Here is a 23,030-nt window from a genome sequence, read left to right on the forward strand (position 1 = left end):
CCCGCGCAGCGGAGCCGGTCGAACCGGCTGCACCTCAATCCTGATCGCCGCGTCCGCGGCTCCGTCCAAGCCCCAGATTGTTCAACTCGCGGTCGATCCGCAGCTGCACGCGGCGGATCGCCAGGAGGTCGAGTTTCGCTTCGGTCTTGCCGGTGAAGACCCGATCGCCGATCTGGAAACGCCATTTCCAGACGCCGGCCGTGAGCTGCGTGACGCTGAATTCGACACCCTTATGAATCATCTGGAACGGTTCCGCGGAGGAATGGCGGTCGTTGATAATTAAACTAAAGGTTGCAGCGATGATTAACACCCGTCAAGCGATGTTGTGAACGGCGGCGCCATCCGGGGCGTCGTTGTGGATCTCGAAGCGGATCCGTTCCGCCGGCGGTACGCCGTGTGTTGCGACGCAAAATCCGTGCGTTGGCTTCGGCGGGCTAATGTTACGAACACTGGTGGAACCCGGGTCTTCCCGTGAAGGCTACGTAGTTTTTTTGGGCGTCAGGAGGGGTACCAAGGTAGTATGCAGATTGTGCCAACGACATTTCCGGTGTCACTGAACCTGCAGCTAACCCATTGATTATGGAAATCACTTTTGGCGAATCCGATCGGTCTATGCGCGGAACTTTGTTCTAGCCCGGAGAACTACGGATGGTGTCGCGACACAGCCCAGACGGTCCGATCATGAGCCGGCGACGCATTCCGCGATCGGGAAGATTTTCATTGCGGCGAACGCCCGACAGCACGACGCCGCCCGCTTGAAATACACGCGGACGGCGCCGGCCCTAGCCCCAGGAAGGTGTGCAAAATCCTGATAGATGGAAGCCTATACAATTTGTGCCGGAGCACATGTCCCAAATTGGCTATCACGGATGATCGACGCGGAACGACCGGGCCGCCGCGCTTCACCGCGTTGGCGTGACCGAGGGCGGGGCATCATGCGGAAGCGCGCCGAAAAATTTGAAGAGGAGCCCGCCAACTGGTGGCGGCCTCTCAGAGAAATCTCCTGATTGTATGAGCGGAGGGATCGTTCGCGCGGGACAGCAATTTCAGCTTTCCTTGCCGACCTCCGGAGCGCGCGGCGCGGCCGGAACGGATCGCGACCCACAGAAAATAATAGCCCTAGAACATTTGCGATGCCGTCTCGGTAGTCCTACTGAGAACATCGGCTAAGCTATGGTTTTTGTTCGCTTAATCCGATCCAGGGCAGTTTCGAATCCAGCTTGGGACACGGGGGCTTGAATGCGGCCGGCGCCCGCATCTCGGTGCTGTCCTAGTCAGGACACTCGGTAGAACAAATGAGGACACTACGTGCTTTTCCGGAATTGCTGCGGGTGCGAAGCGAGCTAGGATTTTCGGGCCGGGACGAATTTCAGTTCGGATGATTTTCAGATTGACCCGGTCGGGCCGTTCGCGTGACGCGGCTCTCTCGTTTCCACTGGGCCCCCTCGCCGGGGCCGTTTCTTTGGGAGGTCCGTCGCTGCGACCTGTGGATAGCTAAGGAGACGAGACTGCCGGGGGATATGAAAGAGGACGCCAACTGAGGCGGTCTATTTCTCTCCCAGCAATTTGCCGGTCGCCTTATTGATGAAGTGTATCTTGGCGCAGGCTAAGCACTCGACGGCCTCGTAGTCCTCATCGTCCGCGTCATCGTCTTCCAGCAAATGTTGGACGTTTTCACTGGTGCTAGGACATCGAAAGATGATCGGCTTTGCCATGGGCACATTGTCGCGGTCGCTGCACCCTATGACTTGATGCCCGTCAACGCCTCGCCGTGCTGATCTCGGGCTGGCCGATCACGCGGGCGCGCAGATCCAGGAACTCGCGCCGCTCAGATGCCGAAGCGGCGCGCCGGCGCTCCGAACGGGAGGACATTCCAGAATGAAAGAGGCCGCCAACTGAGGCGGCCTTACTGTCAGGTCTGCGATTGAAGGCTGGGAGCGCGCAACCATTCGGTCATGCCTGCACCAGCTTCAGCTTGTCGGGCAAGCTTTAGCAGTGCTTCTTTCTCGATACCTGGGGAGAGTGCTGCGGCCTGTTGGCGTAGCTGTCTGGCGCGCTCTAGAAGTCTTTCTTCAAGTGAATTTGTCTGCTTCACACGGCGACGTTTCGGACCCATTTCCCTTTCCCTCGTTCGGTTTCCTGCCCGGAACGGGGAACTTAATTTTCAGACGAATGTAAGGTTCCTAGCGGCGCTTAGCTATTGGAGCCAGAACTGATCGCCCGCTCAACCTCGTCGGCCAGCGCGCGGTGGTGAGCCGCCAGTTTGGCGAACAGCTCTTTCTTGGTCGCGTTGGTCGCGAGCTTGCTGATTAGTTCGCACTCCTCAGCCTCAACCCGAAGCTTCTCCAAGTGCGCCTTCATGTCCTTCATTGACGATCCCCGCAGTCCTGACCGAACCCCATAGTGGGAAGACAGCGCCGGCCGTCAATCTCATGCGCTAGTTGAGATAGGAACTCCGTTCACCCACGGAGAACCCCGGGCGGCAACTGGCACAAACTGCATAGTGAATCTTATGGCCGTATAACATCCGGGGATGGGCAGAACATTCCGTGACCGCCACACGGTAAATCCTACCGAGGACGTCAGCTAGGCCGTGGTTTCTGTTCGCTTAAACCGAACTAGGACACTTTCAAAATCAACTTAGGACGCAGGGCTTAAATACGGACAGCACCCGCATGTCGGTACTGGCCGAAAGAGGCCGCCAACTGAGGCGGCCTTACTGCTTGGTGCGCTTGGTCTCGAATGAGAACTTAGCTTCAAATAGCGGTACGCTGCCGTCACGAACCTCGACCACTAGATATTGCGCGAAGGGGCTGCCGTCAGTAGAGCGCATCTGTTGCCTAAGCAGATCGGCGAGGGCATACGCCGCTTCGTCTTGCGCATCGCTCATCGATGCAAGGTCGGTGCCCTCTTCGTCGGCCGACACTTCATCGAGAACACGTAAATCGAAATAGTAGGCGGACATAGGACCGCTCCGTCTCTAGGCCGGAGCATTAGTCTCTCTCTCAGCCAACGACGCCTTATGGAACCGACGCCGATGGAACAGAGCCGGAGCCGGTGATGCTTGGTAAGCGGTCGCAAGGTCGAAGCGTTCCTAGGGAGCAAATAAAGCTACGCCGCCCGTTTGAAACTCTTACAGGCGGCGCGGCCTTCCAGCCCGAGAGGGTACTAACAAAATCCCGGTTATAGGTCAGTCTTGCCGGTTCAGAGTAAGGTTCACCAATACTTCGGACCTCACAAGGCGGCCGCACCACGTCCTCTTGGTCATCGCACCCGGTCAATCCGGCGCGCCGAGCGTATCAGGATGCAACTCGCGCTTTTTGCCTTGCAGATCGGCCAGCAATCTAGCGATGCCGTCCAATGTCCTTTCATCAGTAACGCGCACCGCAAGTTCGGTGTAATGCGCGATCCTCTTATCTAGCTCAATGCACTGCTCACACATGGATCAACTGCTCCCGCCCGGAGAGGAAGTAACCCATGTTACTTTTTGTTCCTGTGTCTACCTATGGAGAACCACGTAGGGAAAGAGTTTGCCGCCCTATAGAGACTGGTTATGCCCAAGACGGGGCGTAGGTCAGTAGTCCTACTGAGACCAGCCCCAGACATTCCGGCCAAACGATTTAGGACACTGCGAGATTCGAATTAGGACACTCGGGGTCAAATACGGACAGCGCCCGCATGCCGGAAAGAACATATTGCGAACATAGAACAAACGTGGTACGAGGTTCCTATCAACAACGCATTCCAACTGATCTCACCCGCCCGTTTGTCCCGCTAGCGAATCCTCGCCATAAGGAGCACATCCCAAATGTCCGCCACCGCACTGCGTATCGTCGAAGGATCCTCCATGGACAAGTCCAAGGCCCTCTCAGCCGCGCTCTCCCAGATCGAGCGCCAGTTCGGCAAGGGCTCGGTGATGAAGCTCGGCAAGAACGACCGTTCGATGGACGTCGAGACGGTGTCGTCGGGATCGCTCGGGCTCGATATCGCGCTCGGCGTCGGTGGCCTGCCGAAGGGCCGCATCGTCGAGATCTACGGGCCGGAATCGTCGGGCAAGACCACGCTGGCGCTGCACACTGTGGCGGAAGGCCAGAAGAAGGGCGGCATCTGCGCCTTCATCGACGCTGAACACGCGCTCGATCCGGTCTATGCCCGCAAGCTCGGCGTCAACATCGACGAGCTGCTGATCTCGCAGCCGGACACCGGCGAGCAGGCGCTGGAAATCTGCGACACGCTGGTGCGCTCGGGTGCGGTGGATGTGCTGGTGATCGACTCGGTTGCGGCGCTGGTGCCGAAGGCCGAGCTCGAGGGTGAAATGGGCGATGCGCTGCCGGGCCTGCAGGCGCGGCTGATGAGCCAGGCGCTGCGCAAGCTCACCGCCTCGATCAACAAGTCGAATACGATGGTGATCTTCATCAACCAGATCCGCATGAAGATCGGCGTGATGTACGGCTCGCCGGAAACCACCACCGGCGGCAATGCGCTGAAATTCTATGCCTCGGTCCGCCTCGACATCCGCCGCATCGGCGCGATCAAGGAGCGCGACGAGGTGGTCGGCAACACCACCCGCGTCAAGGTGGTGAAGAACAAGCTGGCGCCGCCCTTCAAGCAGGTCGAGTTCGACATCATGTACGGCGAGGGCGTCTCCAAGATGGGTGAGATCCTCGACCTCGGCGTCAAGGCCGGCCTCGTCGAGAAGTCCGGCGCCTGGTTCTCCTATGACAGCCAGCGGCTCGGCCAGGGACGCGAGAATTCCAAGGCCTTCCTGCGCGCCAATCCCGACATCACCACCAAGATCGAAGCCGCGATCCGGCAGAACTCCGGCCTGATCTCCGAGCAGATCCTCGCCGGCACGCCGGAGCGTGACGCCGACGGCGAGGAGCCGACGGAAGAGTAAGGCTCAATCATTTCGCTGCAAGCGGGCGCTGAGGACGTTGAGTTGCCGACGTCTTCGGCGCCCGTTTTGTTTTGGGTTCGGCGAGGTTGGATGATGAAGCGTTTGATTCTGACTGGTTCCGGTATCCGTCTCGCGCGCTCAGGTCTGGCAGAAGCGGTCATTGAATTTCGCTTTCGCTTCGTTGGGGGGCCGTTGCCCCCGGCAGAAGAGTTCGAAGATTATTTTGGCGCGCGTTCAGGCCAGGGCCCGGGTCGTCATTGGTCGGATTGGTGTTCATGGAGATTGTTCTCCGATGAAGCGCGGGCTCGCAGGCACCTTTCGTTCGTCGAATATTGCGAACCGTATGACGTTATCGAGCTCTGGTTCGAACAATATCCGAACGATCAGCTGCAGCTGGCCTTCCTTCTGGCTTTTTTCGGATATCATCCCGAGACAGCGGCCAGATTGAAGTTGCGTCTTGTTGATTTCGATCTGACGATGCCGGCTGAACAGATGCCCGAGCCAGAGGATGTGTTGACGGTCGACGTCGGCCCGGTCGAACTCAATACCGGAAGTGCAATCTGGTCGGCGTATCGCGCAGCCACCCCAATGCCTTTTCTGGATTGCTTGCAGAGTGACCTTAGCTCACTGCCATTTCTGAGGTCGGCGCAGCTTGCCTTGGTTGCAGAATTGCCCTCCCGCACGACGGGGCTTGGCGCAACTGAAATGCGACTTCTTGAGCTGATCGCACGTTACGACGGCTTTTCAGCGCTTGGACTCCTTCATCGTTTCTGGCGCCCCGGAAATGTGTTCGGGGAACTCGAACTTTTCTCATTGCTCGACGGCCTCACGGATGGTCCGTCGCCTGCAGTGACCGATCTCGAACGACCGCAGAGCAAAAGGAGTTGGTACGCGCGCTACGCTGCAAGCTATCCGCGGCTGACCGAGTTCGGCGAAGCGATCATCGCGCACCAGGAAGACTTCAGCAGCCATAACCCGATCGATCGCTGGTGGGGCGGCACGCACCTCACCAACGACAATCTCTGGCGCATTGCTCCGACGCTGACCAAGCCGTAGTCAACTCAACCTGGCGCCAGCGCCTTCTCCCGGCTTGCGACCAGCGCCCGCAGATCCTCCGTGACGGCGACCGATTGGTGGGTTGTCTGGTCGGTCGCGACCCAGATGATCTCGCCGGTGGCGCGCAGGTCGTCGGAGCCCTTGGCGAAGATCGCCAGCGCCAGGTTGATCGAGGAGCGGCCGATCCGCGCGACCCGGACGCAGACCTCGATGTCCTCGTCGAACCGGATCGGCGCCTTGTACTCCACCACCGACTTCACGGTATGGAAGTCGATGCCGGTGCGCGCCACTTCGCCGAGATAGTCGTAGCCGAGCGCGCGGAAATACTCCGTGATCGCGGTGTCGAAATAGGTCAAATAATGGGCGTTGAACACCACGGCCTGCGCGTCGACCTCGGAATAGCGGACGCGAAACGGGAAGTGAAACCAGAATTCCTCGCGCATGTCTCCTCCTGCCGCAGCGTCGGTCGCTCCCGCGCATTCCCTGCGATGGCGCGAATCGCGGACCCGTTGGCTCTACCCGTCTGACCGACTGGATCTAGTGCCTGCGGATGACCAGTCGCCCCAATCCCTACTGTGCATGGGGTTGTTTTTGACGTTTTGAACCGGACCTCGTAGCAACCATCCCCGGTGGACGGTTGCTACGACATCCCGCAACAGAGGCCGCGCTACTCTGCGGCTTCCGCGTAATCTTCGATCGGCGGGCACGAGCACACCAGGTTGCGATCGCCGTAGACATTGTCGACGCGGCCGACCGGGCTCCAGTATTTGTCGGAGCGCGACACGCCAGCCGGGAAGCAGCCCTCGGCGCGGGTATAGGCCCGGTCCCACACATCGTCGGCGATGTCGTGCACGGTGTGCGGGGCGTGGCGCAGCGGCGAGGCCTCGACCTTCCAGCGGCCGCTCTCGATCTCCGCGATCTCGTTGCGGATTGCGATCATGGCGTCGCAGAAGCGGTCGATCTCGAACTTCGATTCCGATTCCGTCGGCTCGATCATCAGCGTGCCCGCCACCGGGAAGCTCATGGTCGGCGCGTGGAAGCCGTAGTCGATCAGCCGCTTGGCGATGTCGTCCACGGTGACGCCGCTGGTCGTCTTCAGCGCCCGCGGATCGACGATGCATTCATGCGCGACGCGACCGCGCTCGTTGCGGTACAGCACCGGGAAATGCGGCTGCAGCTTTGCTGCGATGTAGTTCGCATTGAGGATCGCCACTTCGGTGGCGCGCGTCAGCCCTTCGCCGCCCATCATCAGGATGTAGATGTAGGAGATGGTCAGGATCGACGCCGAGCCGAACGGCGCGGCCGACACCGGGCCGATGGCGTGCGCTGTCGCACCGTCTGTCGAAGGATGGCCCGGCAGATAGGGCGCAAGATGCGCCTTGACGCCGATCGGACCCATGCCGGGGCCGCCGCCGCCATGCGGGATACAGAAGGTCTTGTGCAGATTGAGATGGCTGACATCGGCGCCGTAGTCGCCGGGCCGCGAGAGCCCGACCTGCGCGTTCATGTTGGCGCCATCGAGATAGACCTGCCCGCCATGCGCATGCACGATGTCGCAGATCTCGCTGATATGCTCCTCGAACACGCCGTGGGTCGACGGATAGGTGATCATCACGGCGGCGAGGTTGGCCGAATGCTTCTCGGCCTTGGCGCGGAGATCATTGACGTCGACGTCGCCGCGCGCGTCGCAGGCGACCACCACGACGTCCATGCCGACCATCGCGGCCGAGGCCGGGTTGGTGCCGTGCGCGGAGGAGGGGATCAGGCACACCTTGCGATGCGGCTCGCCGCGCGCGAGATGGTAACCCCGGATCGCAAGGAGTCCGGCATATTCGCCCTGCGCGCCGGAGTTCGGCTGCAGCGACACCGCGTCATAGCCGGTGATGTCGCACAGCCACTGCTCCAGCCGCTTGAAAAGCGCGTGATAGCCCTTGGCCTGATCCGTGGGCGCAAACGGATGCAGATTGCCGAACGCCGGCCAGGTCAGCGGGATCATTTCGGTGGTGGCGTTGAGCTTCATGGTGCAGGAGCCGAGCGGGATCATCGCGCGGTCGAGCGCGAGGTCGCGATCGCTGAGCTTGCGCATGTAGCGCAGCAGTTCGGTCTCCGAACGGTGCGTGTTGAACACCGGATGGGTGAGGAAGGCGCTGCTGCGCCGCAGCTCCTTCGGCAGCGCCTCGCGTGCGCCGGCCTCGATCTCGGCAAAGCTCAGCTTGCCGCCGAACACCCGCCACACCGCCTCGACGGTCTCCGGCGTGGTGGTCTCGTCGAGCGCGATGCCAAGCGTGGTCGCGCCGATCCGCAGGTTGATCCGTTCCGCCTGCGCGCGCGTAACGATCTCGATCTGCTTCGTGCCGGCTTCGACGGTCACGGTATCGAAGAACGCCTCGCTGGTCGGCGTAAAGCCGAGCTTGCGCAGCCCGGCGGCGAGCACGGTGGTGCGGCGATGCACGCCGCGTGCGATATGGGTCAATCCCTCGGGCCCGTGATAGACCGCATACATCGAGGCGATCACGGCGAGCAGCACCTGCGCGGTGCAGATGTTGGAGGTCGCCTTCTCGCGGCGGATATGCTGTTCGCGGGTTTGCAGGGCGAGGCGATAGGCCGGCGCACCACGCGAATCCACCGACAGGCCGACGATGCGGCCGGGCAGCGAGCGCTTCAGCGTGTCGCGCACCGCCATGTAGGCGGCGTGCGGCCCGCCATAGCCCATCGGCACGCCGAACCGCTGTGCCGAGCCGATCGCGATGTCGGCGCCGAGCTCGCCGGGTGAGGTCAGCAGGGTCAGCGACAGCAGGTCCGCGGCAACGATCGCAAGCGCCCCCTTGGCGCGCAGCGATGCGATCGCCGGCCGGAGATCGCGCACCGTGCCGGTCGTGCCCGGATATTGCAGCAACGCGCCGAGCACGTCGGCCTTGTCGAGCTCGGTGAGGGGATCGCCGACCACCAGCGCCCAGCCCAGCGGGGCGGCGCGCGTGCGCATCACGGCGAGCGTCTGCGGATGCACCTCCTTGTCGACGAAGAATACCTTCGCCTTGACCTGCGAGTGGCGCTCGGCGAGCGCCATCGCTTCGGCGGCCGCGGTCGCCTCGTCGAGCAGCGAGGCGTTGGCGACGTCGAGCCCGGTGAGGTCGCAGATCATGGTCTGGAAGTTGAACAGGGCTTCGAGCCGGCCCTGGCTGATCTCCGGCTGATACGGCGTGTACGCCGTGTACCAGGCCGGGTTCTCCAGGATGTTGCGCTGGATCACCGCCGGCAGGATGGTGCCGGAATAGCCTTGGCCGATCAGCGACGTGAATATCTGGTTCTGCGCGGCGAGCTCGCTCATATGCGCGAGCGCCTCGGTCTCGCTCAGCGCGCGGCCGAGATCGAGCGGCGCCTTCTGGCGGATCGACGCGGGCAGCGTCTCATTCATCAGCGCCTGCAGGCTCGCGGCGCCGACCGTCTCCAGCATCGCGTTGACGTCGCGCGGTGAGGGGCCGACGTGGCGGCGGACGAAATCGGTGGCGGCTTCGTTGATCGGCTTGAAGGGCGCGTTCATGGCGTGATCCTTTAGGCGGTGTGCGCGGCGTAGGCGGCCTCGTCCATCAGGCCGCCGAGCTCGCCCTTGTCGGCAATCTTGAGCTTGAAGAACCAGGCTTTGCCGCCGGCATCCGAATTGACCAGCGCGGGCTCGGCGGCGAGCGCCTCGTTGACCTCGATCACCTCGCCGGTGATCGGCGCGTAGACGTCGGAAGCGGCCTTGACGGATTCGACGACGGCGGCGGCCTCGGCCTTCTTCAGGCTGCGTCCGACCTTGGGCAGTTCGACGAACACGACGTCGCCGAGCTGCGACTGCGCGTAGTCGGTGATCCCGATCGTGGCGACGTCGCCCTCGATGCGGAGCCATTCGTGGTCGGACGTGTACAGCGTCGTCATGGAGAGATCCTCTGGCGTTTAGCGTTTGTAGGTATTGGGAACGAAGGGCGTGGACGCGACTTTCAGCGGCAGCCGCTGGCCGCGCAGTTCGGCGAAAACGGTGGTGCCGGCGGCGGAAAGAGCGGTCGGCAGATAACCCATCGCAACCGGTGCATTGAGGCTCGGGCCGAAGCCGCCCGAGGTCACCTTCCCGATCTGCTCGGACGAGGTGGCATCGGCAAACAGCGCGGCGCCCTCGCGCACCGGCGCGCGGCCCTCAGGCTTCAGACCAACGCGGCGGCGGGAAGCGCCTTGTGCGAACTGGCCGAGAATCTTGTCGGCGCCCGGAAAACCGCCGGCGCGAGCGCCGCCGCTGCGGCGGACTTTCTGCACCGACCATTCCAGTGCGCCTTCGACCGGCGTCGTCGTCGTGTCGATGTCATGGCCGTAGAGGCAGAGCCCGGCCTCGAGCCGCAGGCTGTCGCGCGCGCCGAGCCCGATCGGCAGCACGTCGGGATTGTCGAGCAGCGCAGTGACCAGGGCCTCCGCCTTGTGGGCCGGAACGGAAATCTCAAAACCGTCCTCGCCGGTATAGCCGGAGCGTGAGACGAAGCAGTCGATGTCGGCGACGCGGCGCGGGCCGGCGTCCATGAATTTCATCGAACTGACATCTGCACAAAGCTTCGCCAGAGCCGATTCGGCCTTCGGGCCTTGCAGCGCGATCAGCGCGCGGTCAGCCAGCGACAGGATCTCGCAAGCATCGGTGAGATGCGCGCGCAGATGCGCCTCGTCCTCGGCCTTGCAGGCGGCGTTGACCACCAGGAACAAATGATCGCCGAAATTCGCGACCATCAAATCGTCGAGCAGGCCGCCGTCATCGTTGGTGAATTGCGCGTAGCGCTGCCGTCCCGGCGCGATGCCGGCAATGTCCTGCGGCACCAGTTTTTCCAGCGCCAGCGCCGCGTCGCCGACCTTGCCGGATTTGGCCCTCAGCACGAGCTGTCCCATGTGGGACACGTCGAACAGGCCGGCGTCCTTGCGGGTGTGCAGGTGCTCCTTGAGCACGCCGGCCGTGTACTGCACCGGCATGTCGTAGCCGGCGAACGGGACCATCTTGGCGCCGCGCGCCAGATGCAGCGCATGCAGCGGGGTCTGTTTCAGCGGGGAAGTTTCGTGCGCAAGCATCACAGGGCCCTCGCGGTTCCCACGGGGACCTATTTCCCCTTGAGGAACCTGCAGAAAGCCCCATCTGTCGCTGTGCCTGAGAGTATTATCCCGTCGGCGGACGCAATCGGGGACAACCCCAGCGCCTCTTTCCAGATGTCAGACGTCACGCGGTCCTTTTGCCTGAGAGTTTCCGGGGCGGTTGCTCCTTCGGCGCCGGCCCAAAGAAAGGCCGGTCTCTCCCGACGTGACGGGTTAACAGGCCAGTAGAAAACACGCCGCCGCCAAGCCTGTCAACGCAGCTGCAACAACTATCCAATGGGCTTTGTGCTGCCGCGGCAAGCCCATGATCCGGCTGCACAGTTTCTGGACACCGCAGCTGGCAATGTCTAAAAGCGTTCGGCCGGAAATGACGCCTTTTTGCGACTGGCCGGCCCCATTTTTCCGATTGGATGAACATGAGCAGCGTCAACGACATCAGGTCGACATTTCTGAACTTCTTCAAGGAGAACGGCCACGAGATCGTGGCGTCGTCGCCTCTGGTGCCGCGCAACGACCCGACCCTGATGTTCACCAATGCCGGCATGGTGCAGTTCAAGAACGTCTTCACCGGCGTCGAGAAGCGCGGCTATCAGCGCGCCACGACCTCGCAGAAATGCGTCCGCGCCGGCGGCAAGCACAACGACCTCGACAATGTCGGCTACACCGCGCGCCATCTCACCTTCTTCGAGATGCTCGGCAACTTCTCGTTCGGCGACTACTTCAAGGAACGCGCGATCGAGCTCGCCTGGAATCTGATTACCAGGGATTTCGGGCTGAAGAAGGACAAGCTGCTCGTCACCGTCTACCACACCGACGACGAGGCGGCCGGCTACTGGAAGAAGATCGCGGGCTTCTCGGACGATCGCATCATCCGCATCCCGACCTCGGACAATTTCTGGGCGATGGGCGACACCGGCCCGTGCGGTCCGTGCTCCGAGATCTTCATCGATCGCGGCGAGCACATCTGGGGCGGACCTCCCGGCAGCCCGGAAGAGGATGGCGATCGGTTCCTCGAATTCTGGAACCTGGTGTTCATGCAGTACGAGCAGGTGACGAAGGAGGAGCGCGTGGCGCTGCCGCGTCCCTCGATCGACACCGGCATGGGCCTGGAGCGTATGGCCTGCATCCTGCAGGGCGTCGAGAGCGTGTTCGAGACCGATCTGTTCCGCCATCTGATCGATGCGGCTTCCTCGGCGCTCGGTCATGGGCCGAACGCGCAGAACGTCGCGTCGTACCGGGTGATCGCCGACCATCTGCGTTCGTCGGCGTTCCTGATCGCCGACGGCGTGCTGCCCTCGAACGAGGGCCGCGGCTACGTGCTGCGCCGGATCATGCGCCGCGCGATGCGCCATGCGCAGCTGCTCGGCGCGAGCGAGCCGCTGATGCATCGCCTGGTCTGGGCGCTGGTCCGCGAGATGGGCCAGGCCTATCCGGACCTGGTGCGCGCGGAGAAGCTGATCGAGGAGACGCTGCAGCTCGAAGAGACCCGCTTCCGCAAGACGCTGGTGCGGGGCCTGTCGATCCTCGACGAGAAGAGCGCCGGCCTCAAGAAGGGCGACATGTTCGACGGCGACACCGCGTTCACGCTGTACGACACCTACGGCTTCCCGCTGGATTTGACACAGGACGCGTTGAAGTCGCGCGGCATCAGCGTCGACCAGGCATCGTTCACCGATGCAATGAACCGCCAGCGCGAGAAGGCGCGCGCCTCCTGGGCCGGATCGGGCGAGGCGGCAACCGAGACGATCTGGTTTCCGCTGCGCGAGAAGCTCGGCGCAACGGAGTTTTTGGGCTATGAGACCGAGAGCGCGGAAGGCGCGGTGACGGCGCTGGTCAAGGACGGCGCCGAGGTCGATAGCCTCAAGGCCGGCGAGAGCGGCGCGATCGTGCTGAACCAGACGCCGTTCTACGCGGAGTCCGGCGGCCAGGTCGGCGATATCGGCGTGCTCACGGGCGAGGGCGTCAAATTCCGCGTCACCGACATGCAGAAGAAGGCCGGCGATCTGTTCGTGCATGTCGGCACGGTGGAGCAGGGCACGCTGAAGGCCGGCACGGCGCTGCAGCTCGAGGTCGACCACGCCAGGCGTTCGTCGATCCGCGCCAACCATTCCGCGACGCATCTGTTGCACGAGGCGCTGCGCCAGGTGCTCGGCGATCACATTGCGCAGCGTGGCTCGCTGGTCGCGCCCGATCGCCTGCGCTTCGACTTCGTGCATCCGAAGCCGATCACGCCCGAAGAACTCGCCCGGGTCGAGGACATCGCCAACGATGTCGTGCTCGAGAATGACGAGGTGACGACCCGCGTCATGGCTGTCGACGATGCCCGTGAGGCCGGTGCGCGTGCGCTGTTCGGCGAGAAATACGGCGACGAGGTCCGCGTCGTCTCGATGGGCAAGAGCGCCCGCGAGCATGGCCAGAACGCGCTCGGCTGGTCGGTCGAGCTCTGCGGCGGCACCCATGTCCGCCGCACCGGCGACATCGGCCTGATCTCGGTGACCAGCGAGAGCGCGGTCGCCTCCGGCGTCCGCCGCATCGAGGCGCTGACCGGGCGTCATGCGCGCAAGCATGCCAACGACACCATGGCGCTGGCCAAGACCGCGGCGGCCGAGCTGCGCACCACGATCGAGGACGTCCCGGCGCGCATCACAGCGCTGATGGAGGAGCGCAAGAAGCTCGAGCGCGACCTGTCCGATGCCCGGAAGAAGCTCGCGATGGGCGGCGGCGGTGCGTCGAACGGCGCGGCCTCGGCCGTTCGCGAGGTCGGCAATGTCAAGCTGCTGGCGCGCGCGGTCGAGGGCGTCGAGACCAAGGATTTGAAGAGCCTGGTCGATGACGGCAAGAAGCAGATCGGCTCCGGCGTGGTCGCGATCGTCGGCGTCACCGAGGACGGCAAGGCCGGCATCGTGGTCGGCGTCACCGCCGATCTGACCTCGCGGTTCAACGCGGTCGAACTGGTGCGCAAGGGCTCCGAGGTGCTCGGCGGCAAGGGCGGCGGCGGCCGGCCCGATATGGCGCAGGCCGGCGGGCCCGATGGCGCCAAGGCCGACGCCGCGCTGTCGGCGATCGAACAAGCGATGGCCGGCGCCTGACGGAAGGGCTGATCGTGGCGACAGCTCCGCTCAAGCCCACGATCAGCCATCCCGGACTGCGTGACCGTCTTTACGAGCTACTCGAGCGCGATGATTTGCCGCATTCGGGCGGCTCGCGGTTTGCCGGGTTCATCGTCGCGATCATCACCGTCGACGTGCTGGCGGCGATCCTGGCCTCGGTGCCCGAGATCGATGCACAGTTCGGATGGCTGCTGACCGCGGTCGAAGTCGCGGCAGTCATCGCCTTCGCGCTCGAATACGCCGCGCGGCTCTGGAGCGTGGTCGGCCATTCCCTGCGCGACATGACGCCGCTGAAGGCGCGGCTGGAATACGCCTGCTCGGCGCTCGGCGTGATCGACCTGCTCGCGTTCCTGCCGTCGGCCGTCGCCCTGGTCATCAACGACAAGATCGCATTGGTGCTGTTCGGCATGCTGCCGTTCCTGAAGCTGGTGCGCTATTCGCCCGCGATGCGTTCGCTTCTGGCGGCGCTGCATGCCGAGCGGCGCACGCTGTTCGGCTGCGTCGTGATCCTGACCGGCGCCGTGCTGCTGTTCGCCGCGCTGCTCTATGCCATCGAGCACAAGGTGCAGCCGGACAAGTTCGGCACCATGCCGCAGGCGATGTGGTGGGCGATCGTGACGCTCGGCACGGTCGGCTATGGCGATGTCGTTCCGGTGACGCCGCTCGGCCGGATCGTCACCGTGGTTGCGATCGTGGTCGGCTTCGCGATGATCGCGCTGCCGGTCGCGATCATCTCGAGCGCGTTCGCCGAGGAGGTCCGGCGCCGCGACTTCGTGGTGACCTGGGGCATGCTGGCGCGGGTGCCGCTGTTCTCGCATCTTGGCGCTGCCGACATCGCCGACATCATGCGCCTGTTGCGCTCGCAGACCATCGAGGCCGGCGAGGTGCTGGTGCGGCGCGGCGAGGCGGCCTCATCAATGTATTTCATCACGGCGGGCGAGGTCGAGATCGACCTGCCGAGCCAGCGGGTCCGGCTTGCCGACGGCACGTTCTTCGGCGAGATCGCGCTGCTGCGCAGGACCAATCGCTCCGGCACGGTAACGGCGACGCGCAAGACCAAGCTCTTGCTGCTCGATGCGCAGGACTTCCATGCCCTGATCGAGCGCATGCCGGCGCTCGCCGCACATGTCCGGGAGACGGCCGAGGCGCGGCTCGCCGATCCGCTCACGGCCGGCGGCGACCTCGCCGTCGCGGAGATCGCCCAGCCGCCCGGCGAGGCCGACGGCGGCATCCGGGACTAGTCAGTCTCTCCGCAGGAAAACGTAATCCGCCGAATACGCCGCACTCCCAAGCGCGCCGGCCTTGTCGCAGGCGCCGCTGAGCTCGCCGCCCGAGGTGTTGATCCGCTGCACCGTGGCAACACTGGAGAACAGGCCGTTGCCGCGGTGGGAAATCACTTCGAGCTTCAACCAGGCGATGTCGGCAGGGGTCGCGCCGGGCGCGCTGCCGGTGGTGCGGGCGGTCACTGCGCTGCCGTCGACATGCTCCCAGTTCGGGCCGGCATAGTGCCGGCCGACGGTGCGGCCGTCGGCGATCAGGGTGGCGACCGGTTCGCGGAACGACCAGGCGAGCTTGCCGTCGGTGACCGGCTTGCACTCGTAGACCTGCACACCCTCGGCATGGACTGACAGGACCGGAATCTCGCTAGGCGCCGCGACGGCGTCCGGCAGGGGATCGGCAGCTGATGCCGCCGACCCTGTGAGCGCGAATGATGCGAGCACGACGGCTCTGACAAGGGCCTTGGTCATGCTCGCACCCATCATTCCAAGACGGCAGCCTTTAGGTGGCCATCGCCTTCACGAGATTGTCGGACACCTTGTCGAGGAATCCGGTGGTCGAGAGCCAGCGCTGGTCGGCGCCGACCAGCAGCGCGAGGTCCTTGGTCATGTAGCCTTCCTCGACGGTCGACACGCAGACCTTCTCCAGGGTGGTGGCGAACTTCGCCAGCTCCGGATTGTTGTCGAGCTTGGCGCGGTGGGCGAGGCCGCGGGTCCAGGCGAAGATCGACGCGATCGAGTTGGTCGAGGTCTCCTTGCCCTTCTGGTGCTCGCGGTAGTGCCGGGTCACCGTGCCGTGGGCAGCTTCGGCTTCCACCGTCTTGCCGTCCGGGGTGAGCAGCACCGAGGTCATCAGGCCGAGCGAGCCGTAGCCCTGGGCCACGGTATCGGACTGTACGTCGCCGTCATAGTTCTTACAGGCCCAGACATAGCCGCCGGACCATTTCAGCGCCGAGGCCACCATGTCGTCGATCAGGCGGTGCTCGTAGGTCAGGCCCTTGGCCTCGAATTCCTTCTTGAACTCGCGGTCGTAGATGTCCTGGAAGATGTCCTTGAAGCGGCCGTCATAGACCTTGAGGATGGTGTTCTTGGTCGAGAGGTAGACCGGGTAGTTGCGCAGCAGGCCGTAGTTCAGCGAGGCGCGCGCGAAATCGATGATGGAGTCGTCGAGATTGTACATCTCCATCGCGACGCCGGCGCCGGGCGCCTTGAACACTTCGCGCTCGATCACGGTGCCGTCCTCGCCGACGAACTTCAGCGACAGCGTGCCCTTGCCGGGGAACTTGATGTCGGTGGCGCGGTACTGGTCGCCATAGGCGTGGCGGCCGATGATGATCGGCTTGGTCCAGCCCGGAACCAGACGCGGCACGTTCTTGCAGATGATCGGCTCGCGGAAGATCACGCCGCCGAGGATGTTGCGGATGGTGCCGTTCGGCGACTTCCACATCTGCTTCAGGCCGAACTCCTTCACCCGGGCCTCGTCGGGGGTGATGGTGGCGCATTTGACGCCGACGCCGACCTTCTTGATGGCTTCGGCGGCGTCGATGGTCACCTGGTCGTTGGTTTCATCGCGGTATTCCATGCCGAGATCGAAATAGAGCAGTTCGACATCCAGGAACGGGTTGATCAGCTTGTCCTTGATGTACTGCCAGATGATCCGGGTCATCTCGTCGCCGTCGAGCTCGACGACGGGATTGGATACCTTGATTTTTGCCATGACGGAGAGGCCCTCTTGGGAACAGCGCGCTTTTGACGGCGGGTTGGAAAATACGCCTGCGCTATAGCACTGCCCGGGGACGGGCGAAAGCGCACCGGTTATGCACTTTCAGCCCATCATTTCACCTAAAATGGGACCTGAGTGGCGGTCCCGGCCACGATGTACCAGGTCACGAACAGGCCCGCGATCAGGGCGCCCGGCAGGCTGGATCCGGTCCGCCGCCAGGTAAAGGTCGCGATCACGGCCACGATCGCCAAGAGCGGTACGAACTGGATCGCGACGATGGTCGAGAGCGGCACGAAGCCGGGGTCCGGCAGCGGGTTGAACAGCTTCCCCGTCAGCCACATCGTGCCGTATTGCAGCACCAGCAACACGATGAAGCCAAGCGTCAGCGCCAGGATGTTGGTCAGATAAAGCGCCCCGCGCGGCGCGCTCATGGTCGAGAAATTCCGGTGTAGCACGTGCAGCGCCACGACGAAAAACGCCGTGAACGGAATCAGATAGATCAGGAAGATGAGGAATTGCTTCGCGCTCATCAATTTGAGCGCGACGATCCAGAACCTGAAGTCGATCTTGAACGCGAGGTCGGCGAGCCAGAGCGCGGCGTAGCCCACCGCCACGGAGGCCAGCGCGATCACGACGGATTGACCGATCAGGCCGGCCCGGCTGGCGCGCTTGGGGGCGAACCGCATCAGGGCCAGCGTGATCAGCAAATTGATGATGGCCCAGACCAGGATCTGGTTGGTGATGCCCTGCGGCAGGACCGCGCTCGGGGTGACGAAGGTGCCACCGAGCGCGAAGGCCGGGTAATAGGTCAGCGCCGGGACGAAGGCGGACAGGATGAATGCCGTGGTCCAGCGCCGGCCGCTCGCCGCCTGATGCGGCGGCATGGTGCCGTCGGCAACCGCCGGTAGCCGCAGGCGGGAGAACATCTGGGCCTCCAGCAGCCCGTCGAACGTCCCGATGACGAGAGCAACGAAACCGATCAGGGCGATCAGCGTGCCGATCTCCTTGCGGAACCAGATCTGGTCGTCGACCGGGCGCGGCGTGCCGCCTTTCAGCGTCTTGGCGAACCAGTCGAGGCTGTAGCCGATCGCCTCATGCGAGATGTGCTCGGCCGGATGGGTCATCGCGGGGGTGTAGAGCACCCGCGCGGTGCCGTTGGCCGGGTCGCCATAGACCTTGCCCGGCTCGACCGCGCCTTGGGTGCCGAACAGCGCCCAGAGTTTCGGGCTCGTGGTGACGTCGCGGGCGAGCTGGACGCCCCACATCAGGTCGGGGAATTCCTCGTATTGGGCGAACACCAGCGCGGTGTTGCGCGGCCAGCTGGTGGTGCCCTCGGCGGCAAATGGCTTGCCGGTCGACGAGCCCTCCAGCACCATCGACTTGTAGTCGTTGGGCATCGCGGCGGCAGCCGCCAGCACGGTCCAGCCGCCCATCGAGTGGCCCTCGAGGCCGATGTTCTCCTTGTCGACGAAGGGCAGGCTGCGGAGATAGGCGAGGCCGTCAGGTCCACCGAACCCGTTGGCGAAGGAGGGCGGGTCGCTATAGCCGTGGCCGGTCTGGTCGAGCGCCAGCACCACATAGCCGCGGCGGGCGAACTCGATGGCGAAGCCGTCCTGGGTCTCGCGCGAATTGATATAGCCGTGGACGGCGAGGATGCCGGGCGCCGGGATCTGCGCCGTCGCGTTCGGCGGGACGTAGAGCAGGGCGCTCATGGTGTTGCCCTTGGCGCCCTTGAACCTGACATCCTCGATCCGGATGCCGCCTGCGGTCTGCGTGAAGTGGGCGAGCAGGCTCCCCGCCACGATCAAGATCAGGCCCACAATCGCCAGCGTCCATCTGCCCCGCATCGTCGTCTCCCCCAAGGTGCCTCGCCGTTCAACCGGCGTCTCAAGCGTGCCTTTACAGCTTCGCTTTGGTTGTGGTTGATAGCCTATCCGAAGGCGAAGCGCGCGCAAGCGGCGACCCCGGCGTTGTGCGAACGGGATTCCGATTGAGGATTCGCAATCGCGGCTAACCCTGTTATCTGCTTGGAGAAATTGGTCCCGCGCAAAACCGGTGCAAAGCTGGTTTCGGGGACCTGTATGAGACTTTGAATCAGCCGCTTCGGAAGCTGATTCAAAATCTTCAGACGTTGAATCAGAAAGTGAAGTGAGATGTCCGGCACCGACAAGACCAAGGCAGGGCACGACCTTGCCGGTCCCGTCGTCATCCTGGTCGAGCCGCAGCTTGGCGAGAACATCGGCATGGCCGCGCGCGCGATGGGCAATTTCGCGTTGACGCGGATGCGCATCGTCAATCCGCGCGACGGCTGGCCGAACATCGCCGCCCAGCGCGCTGCTGCCGGCGCCGACCACATCATCGATTCCGTCGAACTGTTCGACACCGTCGAGCAGGCGATCGCCGACCTCACGCTGGTGTTCGCGACCACCGCCCGCGCCCACGACCAGGCCAAGCCGGTGGTCGGGCCAGAAGGCGCGGCCAGCGAGATCGTCGGCCATGTCGCGTCCGGCGGCGGCGCCGGCATCCTGTTCGGGCGGGAGCGCTCCGGCCTGACCAACGACGAGGTCGCGCTCGCCAACCGCATCATCACCTTTCCGGTCAATCCGGGCTTCGCCTCGCTCAATCTGGCGCAGGCGGTGCTGCTGATGGGCTATGAATGGTTCAAGCTCTCGACCGCGGGCGCGCTGCCGTTCGCGATGCCGGAACGGTCCGAGCCGGCCTCCCAGCACCAGATGCAGGCGTTCTTCGACAACCTCGTCGCCGAGCTCGACAAGGTCGAGTTCCTGCGGCCGGCCGAGAAGCGCGACACCATGCTGGTCAACCTGCGCAACATCTTCACCCGGATGGACCCGACCAAGCAGGACATGCACACGCTGCACGGCGTGGTGATGGCGATCGCCGAGGGCCGCAAGGGCCCGGCCAAGGGCGGGGTGCTCGACGGCGCCCAGGCGACGAGGCTTCGGGCGCTGCTCGCCGAACAGGGCGGGGGCGGCGCGACCGCGGACAATTCCAGCACGGTGCGTGGCCTCGCCCGGCTGCTCCGCCGCAACCCGACCGACGCCGAACGCATCCTGTGGCAGGCGCTGACGCGGGACCGCCGCTTCGCCGGCCAGTTCAAGCGCCAGACCCCGGTCGGCCGTCACATCCCCGATTTCGTCTCCTTCGTGCACCGGACCGCGATCGAACTGGTCAATCCGAACGAGAGCGAGGCCATCGCCACCGACCGCGCCAAGCGCCGCGCCTGGCTCGAGGCGAGGGACTATCGGGTCGTCGACATGCATGTTGCCGATGTCGAGCGCGATCTCGACGGCGAGCTGGCGCGGCTGGAGGGGAGTCTTCCGCAGGGGCGGTGAGCCTCGGTCGTTGCGCCGATTGCCTGATGGCGTCGCGACCTCGTTCCAACGTCGTCCTGGCGAAAGCCAGGACCCATAACCACCGCATTCCGTGATGTATGGGATTGCGGCCACAGCGTCGCGCAACGATGGAGATTTGGGGTAATGGGTCCTGGCGTTCGCCAGGACGACACTGTGTTTATCGCGCGAGCTTTGGCTCATACACCAACATTCTCGCGACATGATTTGTCCGAGCTTTGCATCTCTTGTTCGCCGTCCTGATGTCGGAGGGCGCAGGGAAAGCCGGGTGCCGATTCCCGTTTCCATCCGCCGGATGCGTGGCGATCGACGTTTCGCGCTCAGAGACTGACTGCCGCGTGGATCGCGCGGCAGTGTTGCGGCAGAGCGTCGTGCGACACCACGAACCTCTTCAACGGCGTGTCGATGTCGTAGAAGTAGATGTTGGCCACGAAGCCATAGATGCCCGCGTCGATGGATGTCGGTTTGTCGCCATGTACATAGCCTTGCCGCGAAATCAGGTTCGCCAGTGCGGCGAGATCGGCGAGCCCGCGGGCCATCGCGGCGTCGGGCTCGAAGCGGCCGATGCCCTGGTAGTGATAGCGTTGCGCGTTGAACTCCCTGGCCTTCATCAAGCCGTCGTCGGTGAGGTCCGGATGCTCCCGCTTGAGCGCATCGCGGAACTTGGGCCAGTAGCGCTCGTCCTTCCAGCGCGAGTAGGACATCACCCAGTAGAGATCGTCGAGCATGCGCGTGACGAGGAGATCGGTGGTGCGTTGCGCCGGCGTCAGCGCCGCATCCAGCGTCACGCCGTATTTTTCGGTGACATAGCGGAGGATGGTCTCGCTGTCGCCGACGGTGTCGTGGCCGTCGACGATGTAGGGCAATTGCTGGCGTGGCGCCTTCGACGCATCGAAAATGTGCTCGTGCCGGAACGGCACGCCGGCGAGCCTCAGAAAGGCGAACACCTTCAGACCGTAGCCATTGTTGTCGGCGACGCCGAACAACGGCGGATACGAATAGAGCGTGAGCATGGCGGCTCGCCTCGTTCAGGATGGACGAGGCTACCTCAGGATCGGTCGATTGGAAACGTCAGGGCGGTGCGTGCTTCAGATGATCACGCCTTCGAAATCCCGCCGTCGATCACCGGTCCCAGCGGCTCGTAGCGTTCGCCGCTGAAGCGCGTCAGTTGCAGTTGCTCGAGCGGATAATAGTCGGTCGGCGAGGTGTTGATCTTGATGCCCGGCAGCAGCATGTCGGATTCGACGTCCCTGAGGTTTGCCGCCTGCTTGATAATGCTCTCGGACGAGATGTCGTCGCCGCACTGCTTGAGCACCTGAACCAGGATCTGGCTGGTGAGATAGCCGGTGACCGCGTAGATGTCGTTCTTGGCCGCCGTTGGATCGTATTTGTCGAGGAAGGCGCGCCATTTCTGGATCGCGGGATCGCTGTCCCAGGCGGCGTCGACGGGATCCTTCAAATAGGCGCTCGAGATGATGCCCTTGGACACGTCGAAGCCCGCGGCCTTCAGCGTCGAGCCGGCGGAGGAAGCGTTGTTGCCGATGTAATGCGCCGGCTGCCAGCCGAGCTCGGCGATCTTCTTGATGCCTTGGGCTGCGAATTTCGGCGTGGTCATGCTCATGAACACGTTGGCGCCGGCGGATTTGCAGCGAACCACCTGGCTGTCGATGGTCGGATCCGCGGTCTCATACGACAGCTCGGCCACGATTGCAGACGTCTTCGCGCCAAGTCCGTCCTTGAAGCCCTTCAGCACGTCACGGCCGAAATCGTCGTTCTGGTAGACGATGCCGATCTTCGGGTCGGTCTGCGTCGACAGTACGTGCTGCGCGAAGGCCCGGCCCTCGATCTGGTAGCAAGGCTGGAAACCCATCGTGTAGGGGAAATTCTTGTAGTCGCCGAACTTGGTCGCGCCCGAGGCGATGAAGAGGTGCGGGACCTTCTTCTGGTTCATGTATTTCATGATCGCCGCATTGGTGGGGGCGCCGAGCGGCGCAAACAGGACGTCGATCTCGTCGCTCTCGACCAGCTTGCGCGCCTGCTCGACGGTCTTGGCCGGGCTGTAGGCGTCGTCATAGGTGATGTATTTGATCATGCGGCCGTTGATGCCGCCTTGCTCGTTGATCATCTTGAAATAGCCGCCGGGCGTACGGCCGATCGACGAATAGACCGCAGCCGGTCCCGAATAGGCGTCGATGTTGCCGATCACGATCTCGGTCTTGCCTTTGGCGATCGCAGGCTTGCCGAGCAGCAGCGTGGCCGACGCGGCGGCGGTGCCCTTGATGAGCTGACGGCGTGATAGCTGGATCGAACGGTTCCTTGGCATTGTAGTCCTCCGCTTCTTCTTGTTGGCCGTTTTGGCATTGTTGGCCGTTTGGCAGCCTCTGACGGGCGTCTCGGCTTCAAGCATTCCATGCTGGTTGATCCGGATCAAACCAGTTTAGGTGCGCGGCGCTGCGGAACTTGTGCGTAGTCGCTACCAGCAGCAATATTGGC

At 63.7% G+C, this 23,030-nt stretch carries 19 protein-coding genes and 1 riboswitch; of the genes, 5 read left to right on the forward strand and 14 right to left on the reverse strand.

Going from position 1 to position 23,030, the window contains the following annotated elements:
- Nucleotides 1-34: 34 nt before the first annotated feature.
- From ACTUWL_RS28795 to ACTUWL_RS28815, 5 genes are all read right to left on the reverse strand, one after another.
- On the reverse strand, nt 35-241 hold the full coding sequence (locus ACTUWL_RS28795) for a hypothetical protein (RefSeq protein WP_021077896.1): 207 nt from the start codon (nt 239-241) through the stop codon (nt 35-37).
- 1,671 nt (nt 242-1,912) lie between these two features.
- A complete protein-coding gene (locus tag ACTUWL_RS28800) occupies nt 1,913-2,116 on the reverse strand; it encodes a hypothetical protein (RefSeq protein ID WP_106940370.1) in 204 nt (67 codons plus the stop codon).
- A gap of 77 nt (nt 2,117-2,193) precedes the next feature.
- Nucleotides 2,194-2,370, reverse strand: coding sequence for a hypothetical protein (locus ACTUWL_RS28805; RefSeq protein ID WP_021077895.1), 177 nt, complete (start codon nt 2,368-2,370; stop codon nt 2,194-2,196).
- Between the two features lie 346 nt (nt 2,371-2,716).
- Nucleotides 2,717-2,965, reverse strand: coding sequence for a DUF6894 family protein (locus ACTUWL_RS28810; RefSeq protein WP_021077894.1), 249 nt, complete (start codon nt 2,963-2,965; stop codon nt 2,717-2,719).
- A gap of 312 nt (nt 2,966-3,277) precedes the next feature.
- The gene (locus tag ACTUWL_RS28815; RefSeq protein ID WP_021077893.1) at nt 3,278-3,442 is read right to left on the reverse strand and encodes a hypothetical protein; all 165 of its coding nucleotides are present in this window, start codon (nt 3,440-3,442) and stop codon (nt 3,278-3,280) included.
- 366 nt (nt 3,443-3,808) lie between these two features.
- Here ACTUWL_RS28815 and recA point away from each other — a divergent pair, with 366 nt between their 5' ends.
- Both recA and ACTUWL_RS28825 read left to right on the forward strand, forming a co-directional pair.
- Nucleotides 3,809-4,897, forward strand: coding sequence for a recombinase RecA (gene recA, locus ACTUWL_RS28820; protein ID WP_021077892.1), 1,089 nt, complete (start codon nt 3,809-3,811; stop codon nt 4,895-4,897).
- Nucleotides 4,898-4,987: 90 nt separating this feature from the next.
- Nucleotides 4,988-5,953 carry a hypothetical protein gene (locus ACTUWL_RS28825; RefSeq protein ID WP_315587272.1) on the forward strand — a complete coding sequence of 322 codons (966 nt, stop codon included), beginning with the start codon at nt 4,988-4,990 and terminating at the stop codon, nt 5,951-5,953.
- A 5-nt stretch (nt 5,954-5,958) separates the two neighbouring features.
- On the opposite strand, the gene ACTUWL_RS28830 is transcribed toward ACTUWL_RS28825, so the two are convergent.
- The 4 genes from ACTUWL_RS28830 to gcvT all read right to left on the reverse strand — a co-directional run bounded on the left by ACTUWL_RS28830 (nt 5,959) and on the right by gcvT (nt 11,035).
- Nucleotides 5,959-6,396 (reverse strand): acyl-CoA thioesterase, encoded by a 438-nt coding sequence (locus ACTUWL_RS28830; RefSeq protein WP_021077890.1) that lies wholly within the window; start codon nt 6,394-6,396, stop codon nt 5,959-5,961.
- Nucleotides 6,397-6,620: 224 nt separating this feature from the next.
- Nucleotides 6,621-9,494 (reverse strand): aminomethyl-transferring glycine dehydrogenase, encoded by a 2,874-nt coding sequence (gene gcvP / locus ACTUWL_RS28835; protein ID WP_021077889.1) that lies wholly within the window; start codon nt 9,492-9,494, stop codon nt 6,621-6,623.
- Between the two features lie 11 nt (nt 9,495-9,505).
- Nucleotides 9,506-9,871, reverse strand: coding sequence for a glycine cleavage system protein GcvH (gene gcvH / locus ACTUWL_RS28840; protein WP_021077888.1), 366 nt, complete (start codon nt 9,869-9,871; stop codon nt 9,506-9,508).
- 18 nt (nt 9,872-9,889) lie between these two features.
- On the reverse strand, nt 9,890-11,035 hold the full coding sequence (gene gcvT / locus ACTUWL_RS28845; RefSeq protein ID WP_021077887.1) for a glycine cleavage system aminomethyltransferase GcvT: 1,146 nt from the start codon (nt 11,033-11,035) through the stop codon (nt 9,890-9,892).
- A gap of 140 nt (nt 11,036-11,175) precedes the next feature.
- A riboswitch (glycine riboswitch) is annotated at nt 11,176-11,270 on the reverse strand.
- 202 nt (nt 11,271-11,472) lie between these two features.
- Here gcvT and alaS point away from each other — a divergent pair.
- The gene (alaS, locus tag ACTUWL_RS28850) at nt 11,473-14,145 is read left to right on the forward strand and encodes an alanine--tRNA ligase (RefSeq protein ID WP_021077886.1); all 2,673 of its coding nucleotides are present in this window, start codon (nt 11,473-11,475) and stop codon (nt 14,143-14,145) included.
- 11 nt (nt 14,146-14,156) lie between these two features.
- A complete protein-coding gene (locus tag ACTUWL_RS28855; RefSeq protein ID WP_035650620.1) occupies nt 14,157-15,407 on the forward strand; it encodes a cyclic nucleotide-gated ion channel in 1,251 nt (416 codons plus the stop codon).
- On the opposite strand, the gene ACTUWL_RS28860 is transcribed toward ACTUWL_RS28855, so the two are convergent.
- From ACTUWL_RS28860 to ACTUWL_RS28870, 3 genes are all read right to left on the reverse strand, one after another.
- Nucleotides 15,408-15,914, reverse strand: a complete 507-nt coding sequence (locus ACTUWL_RS28860; protein WP_035650618.1) for a DUF3455 domain-containing protein — start codon at nt 15,912-15,914, stop codon at nt 15,408-15,410.
- A 31-nt stretch (nt 15,915-15,945) separates the two neighbouring features.
- The gene (locus ACTUWL_RS28865; RefSeq protein WP_021077883.1) at nt 15,946-17,160 is read right to left on the reverse strand and encodes an NADP-dependent isocitrate dehydrogenase; all 1,215 of its coding nucleotides are present in this window, start codon (nt 17,158-17,160) and stop codon (nt 15,946-15,948) included.
- Between the two features lie 125 nt (nt 17,161-17,285).
- Nucleotides 17,286-19,013: an alpha/beta hydrolase family protein gene (locus ACTUWL_RS28870; protein ID WP_021077882.1), complete on the reverse strand. Its 1,728-nt coding sequence runs from the start codon at nt 19,011-19,013 to the stop codon at nt 17,286-17,288.
- Between the two features lie 306 nt (nt 19,014-19,319).
- On the opposite strand from ACTUWL_RS28870, the gene ACTUWL_RS28875 reads away from it, so the two are divergent.
- A complete protein-coding gene (locus ACTUWL_RS28875; RefSeq protein WP_021077881.1) occupies nt 19,320-20,519 on the forward strand; it encodes a TrmJ/YjtD family RNA methyltransferase in 1,200 nt (399 codons plus the stop codon).
- Nucleotides 20,520-20,857: 338 nt separating this feature from the next.
- Here the strand turns inward: ACTUWL_RS28875 and ACTUWL_RS28880 are convergent, their stop codons facing one another.
- Nucleotides 20,858-21,550 carry a glutathione S-transferase C-terminal domain-containing protein gene (locus ACTUWL_RS28880; protein ID WP_021077880.1) on the reverse strand — a complete coding sequence of 231 codons (693 nt, stop codon included), beginning with the start codon at nt 21,548-21,550 and terminating at the stop codon, nt 20,858-20,860.
- Between the two features lie 83 nt (nt 21,551-21,633).
- Entirely contained in the window at nt 21,634-22,860 is a 1,227-nt protein-coding gene (locus tag ACTUWL_RS28885; RefSeq protein ID WP_021077879.1) for an ABC transporter substrate-binding protein, read from the reverse strand.
- Nucleotides 22,861-23,030 lie beyond the last annotated feature (170 nt).

This window comes from Bradyrhizobium sp. WCU1, assembly GCF_053474805.1.

Excerpts from the sequence above, each read along its gene's own strand:
- ACTUWL_RS28860 (WP_035650618.1), bottom strand. The coding sequence starts at position 15,914 with ATGACCAAGGCCCTTGTCAGAGCCGTCGTGCTCGCATCATTCGCGCTC.
- recA (WP_021077892.1), top strand. The coding sequence starts at position 3,809 with ATGTCCGCCACCGCACTGCGTATCGTCGAAGGATCCTCCATGGACAAG.
- ACTUWL_RS28830 (WP_021077890.1), bottom strand. The coding sequence starts at position 6,396 with ATGCGCGAGGAATTCTGGTTTCACTTCCCGTTTCGCGTCCGCTATTCC.
- ACTUWL_RS28800 (WP_106940370.1), bottom strand. The coding sequence starts at position 2,116 with ATGGGTCCGAAACGTCGCCGTGTGAAGCAGACAAATTCACTTGAAGAA.
- ACTUWL_RS28805 (WP_021077895.1), bottom strand. The coding sequence starts at position 2,370 with ATGAAGGACATGAAGGCGCACTTGGAGAAGCTTCGGGTTGAGGCTGAG.
- ACTUWL_RS28885 (WP_021077879.1), bottom strand. The coding sequence starts at position 22,860 with ATGCCAAGGAACCGTTCGATCCAGCTATCACGCCGTCAGCTCATCAAG.
- gcvP (WP_021077889.1), bottom strand. The coding sequence starts at position 9,494 with ATGAACGCGCCCTTCAAGCCGATCAACGAAGCCGCCACCGATTTCGTC.
- ACTUWL_RS28815 (WP_021077893.1), bottom strand. The coding sequence starts at position 3,442 with ATGTGTGAGCAGTGCATTGAGCTAGATAAGAGGATCGCGCATTACACC.
- gcvT (WP_021077887.1), bottom strand. The coding sequence starts at position 11,035 with ATGCTTGCGCACGAAACTTCCCCGCTGAAACAGACCCCGCTGCATGCG.
- ACTUWL_RS28810 (WP_021077894.1), bottom strand. The coding sequence starts at position 2,965 with ATGTCCGCCTACTATTTCGATTTACGTGTTCTCGATGAAGTGTCGGCC.
- ACTUWL_RS28795 (WP_021077896.1), bottom strand. The coding sequence starts at position 241 with ATGATTCATAAGGGTGTCGAATTCAGCGTCACGCAGCTCACGGCCGGC.
- ACTUWL_RS28870 (WP_021077882.1), bottom strand. The coding sequence starts at position 19,013 with ATGCGGGGCAGATGGACGCTGGCGATTGTGGGCCTGATCTTGATCGTG.
- ACTUWL_RS28825 (WP_315587272.1), top strand. The coding sequence starts at position 4,988 with ATGATGAAGCGTTTGATTCTGACTGGTTCCGGTATCCGTCTCGCGCGC.
- ACTUWL_RS28880 (WP_021077880.1), bottom strand. The coding sequence starts at position 21,550 with ATGCTCACGCTCTATTCGTATCCGCCGTTGTTCGGCGTCGCCGACAAC.
- ACTUWL_RS28865 (WP_021077883.1), bottom strand. The coding sequence starts at position 17,160 with ATGGCAAAAATCAAGGTATCCAATCCCGTCGTCGAGCTCGACGGCGAC.
- ACTUWL_RS28875 (WP_021077881.1), top strand. The coding sequence starts at position 19,320 with ATGTCCGGCACCGACAAGACCAAGGCAGGGCACGACCTTGCCGGTCCC.
- gcvH (WP_021077888.1), bottom strand. The coding sequence starts at position 9,871 with ATGACGACGCTGTACACGTCCGACCACGAATGGCTCCGCATCGAGGGC.
- alaS (WP_021077886.1), top strand. The coding sequence starts at position 11,473 with ATGAGCAGCGTCAACGACATCAGGTCGACATTTCTGAACTTCTTCAAG.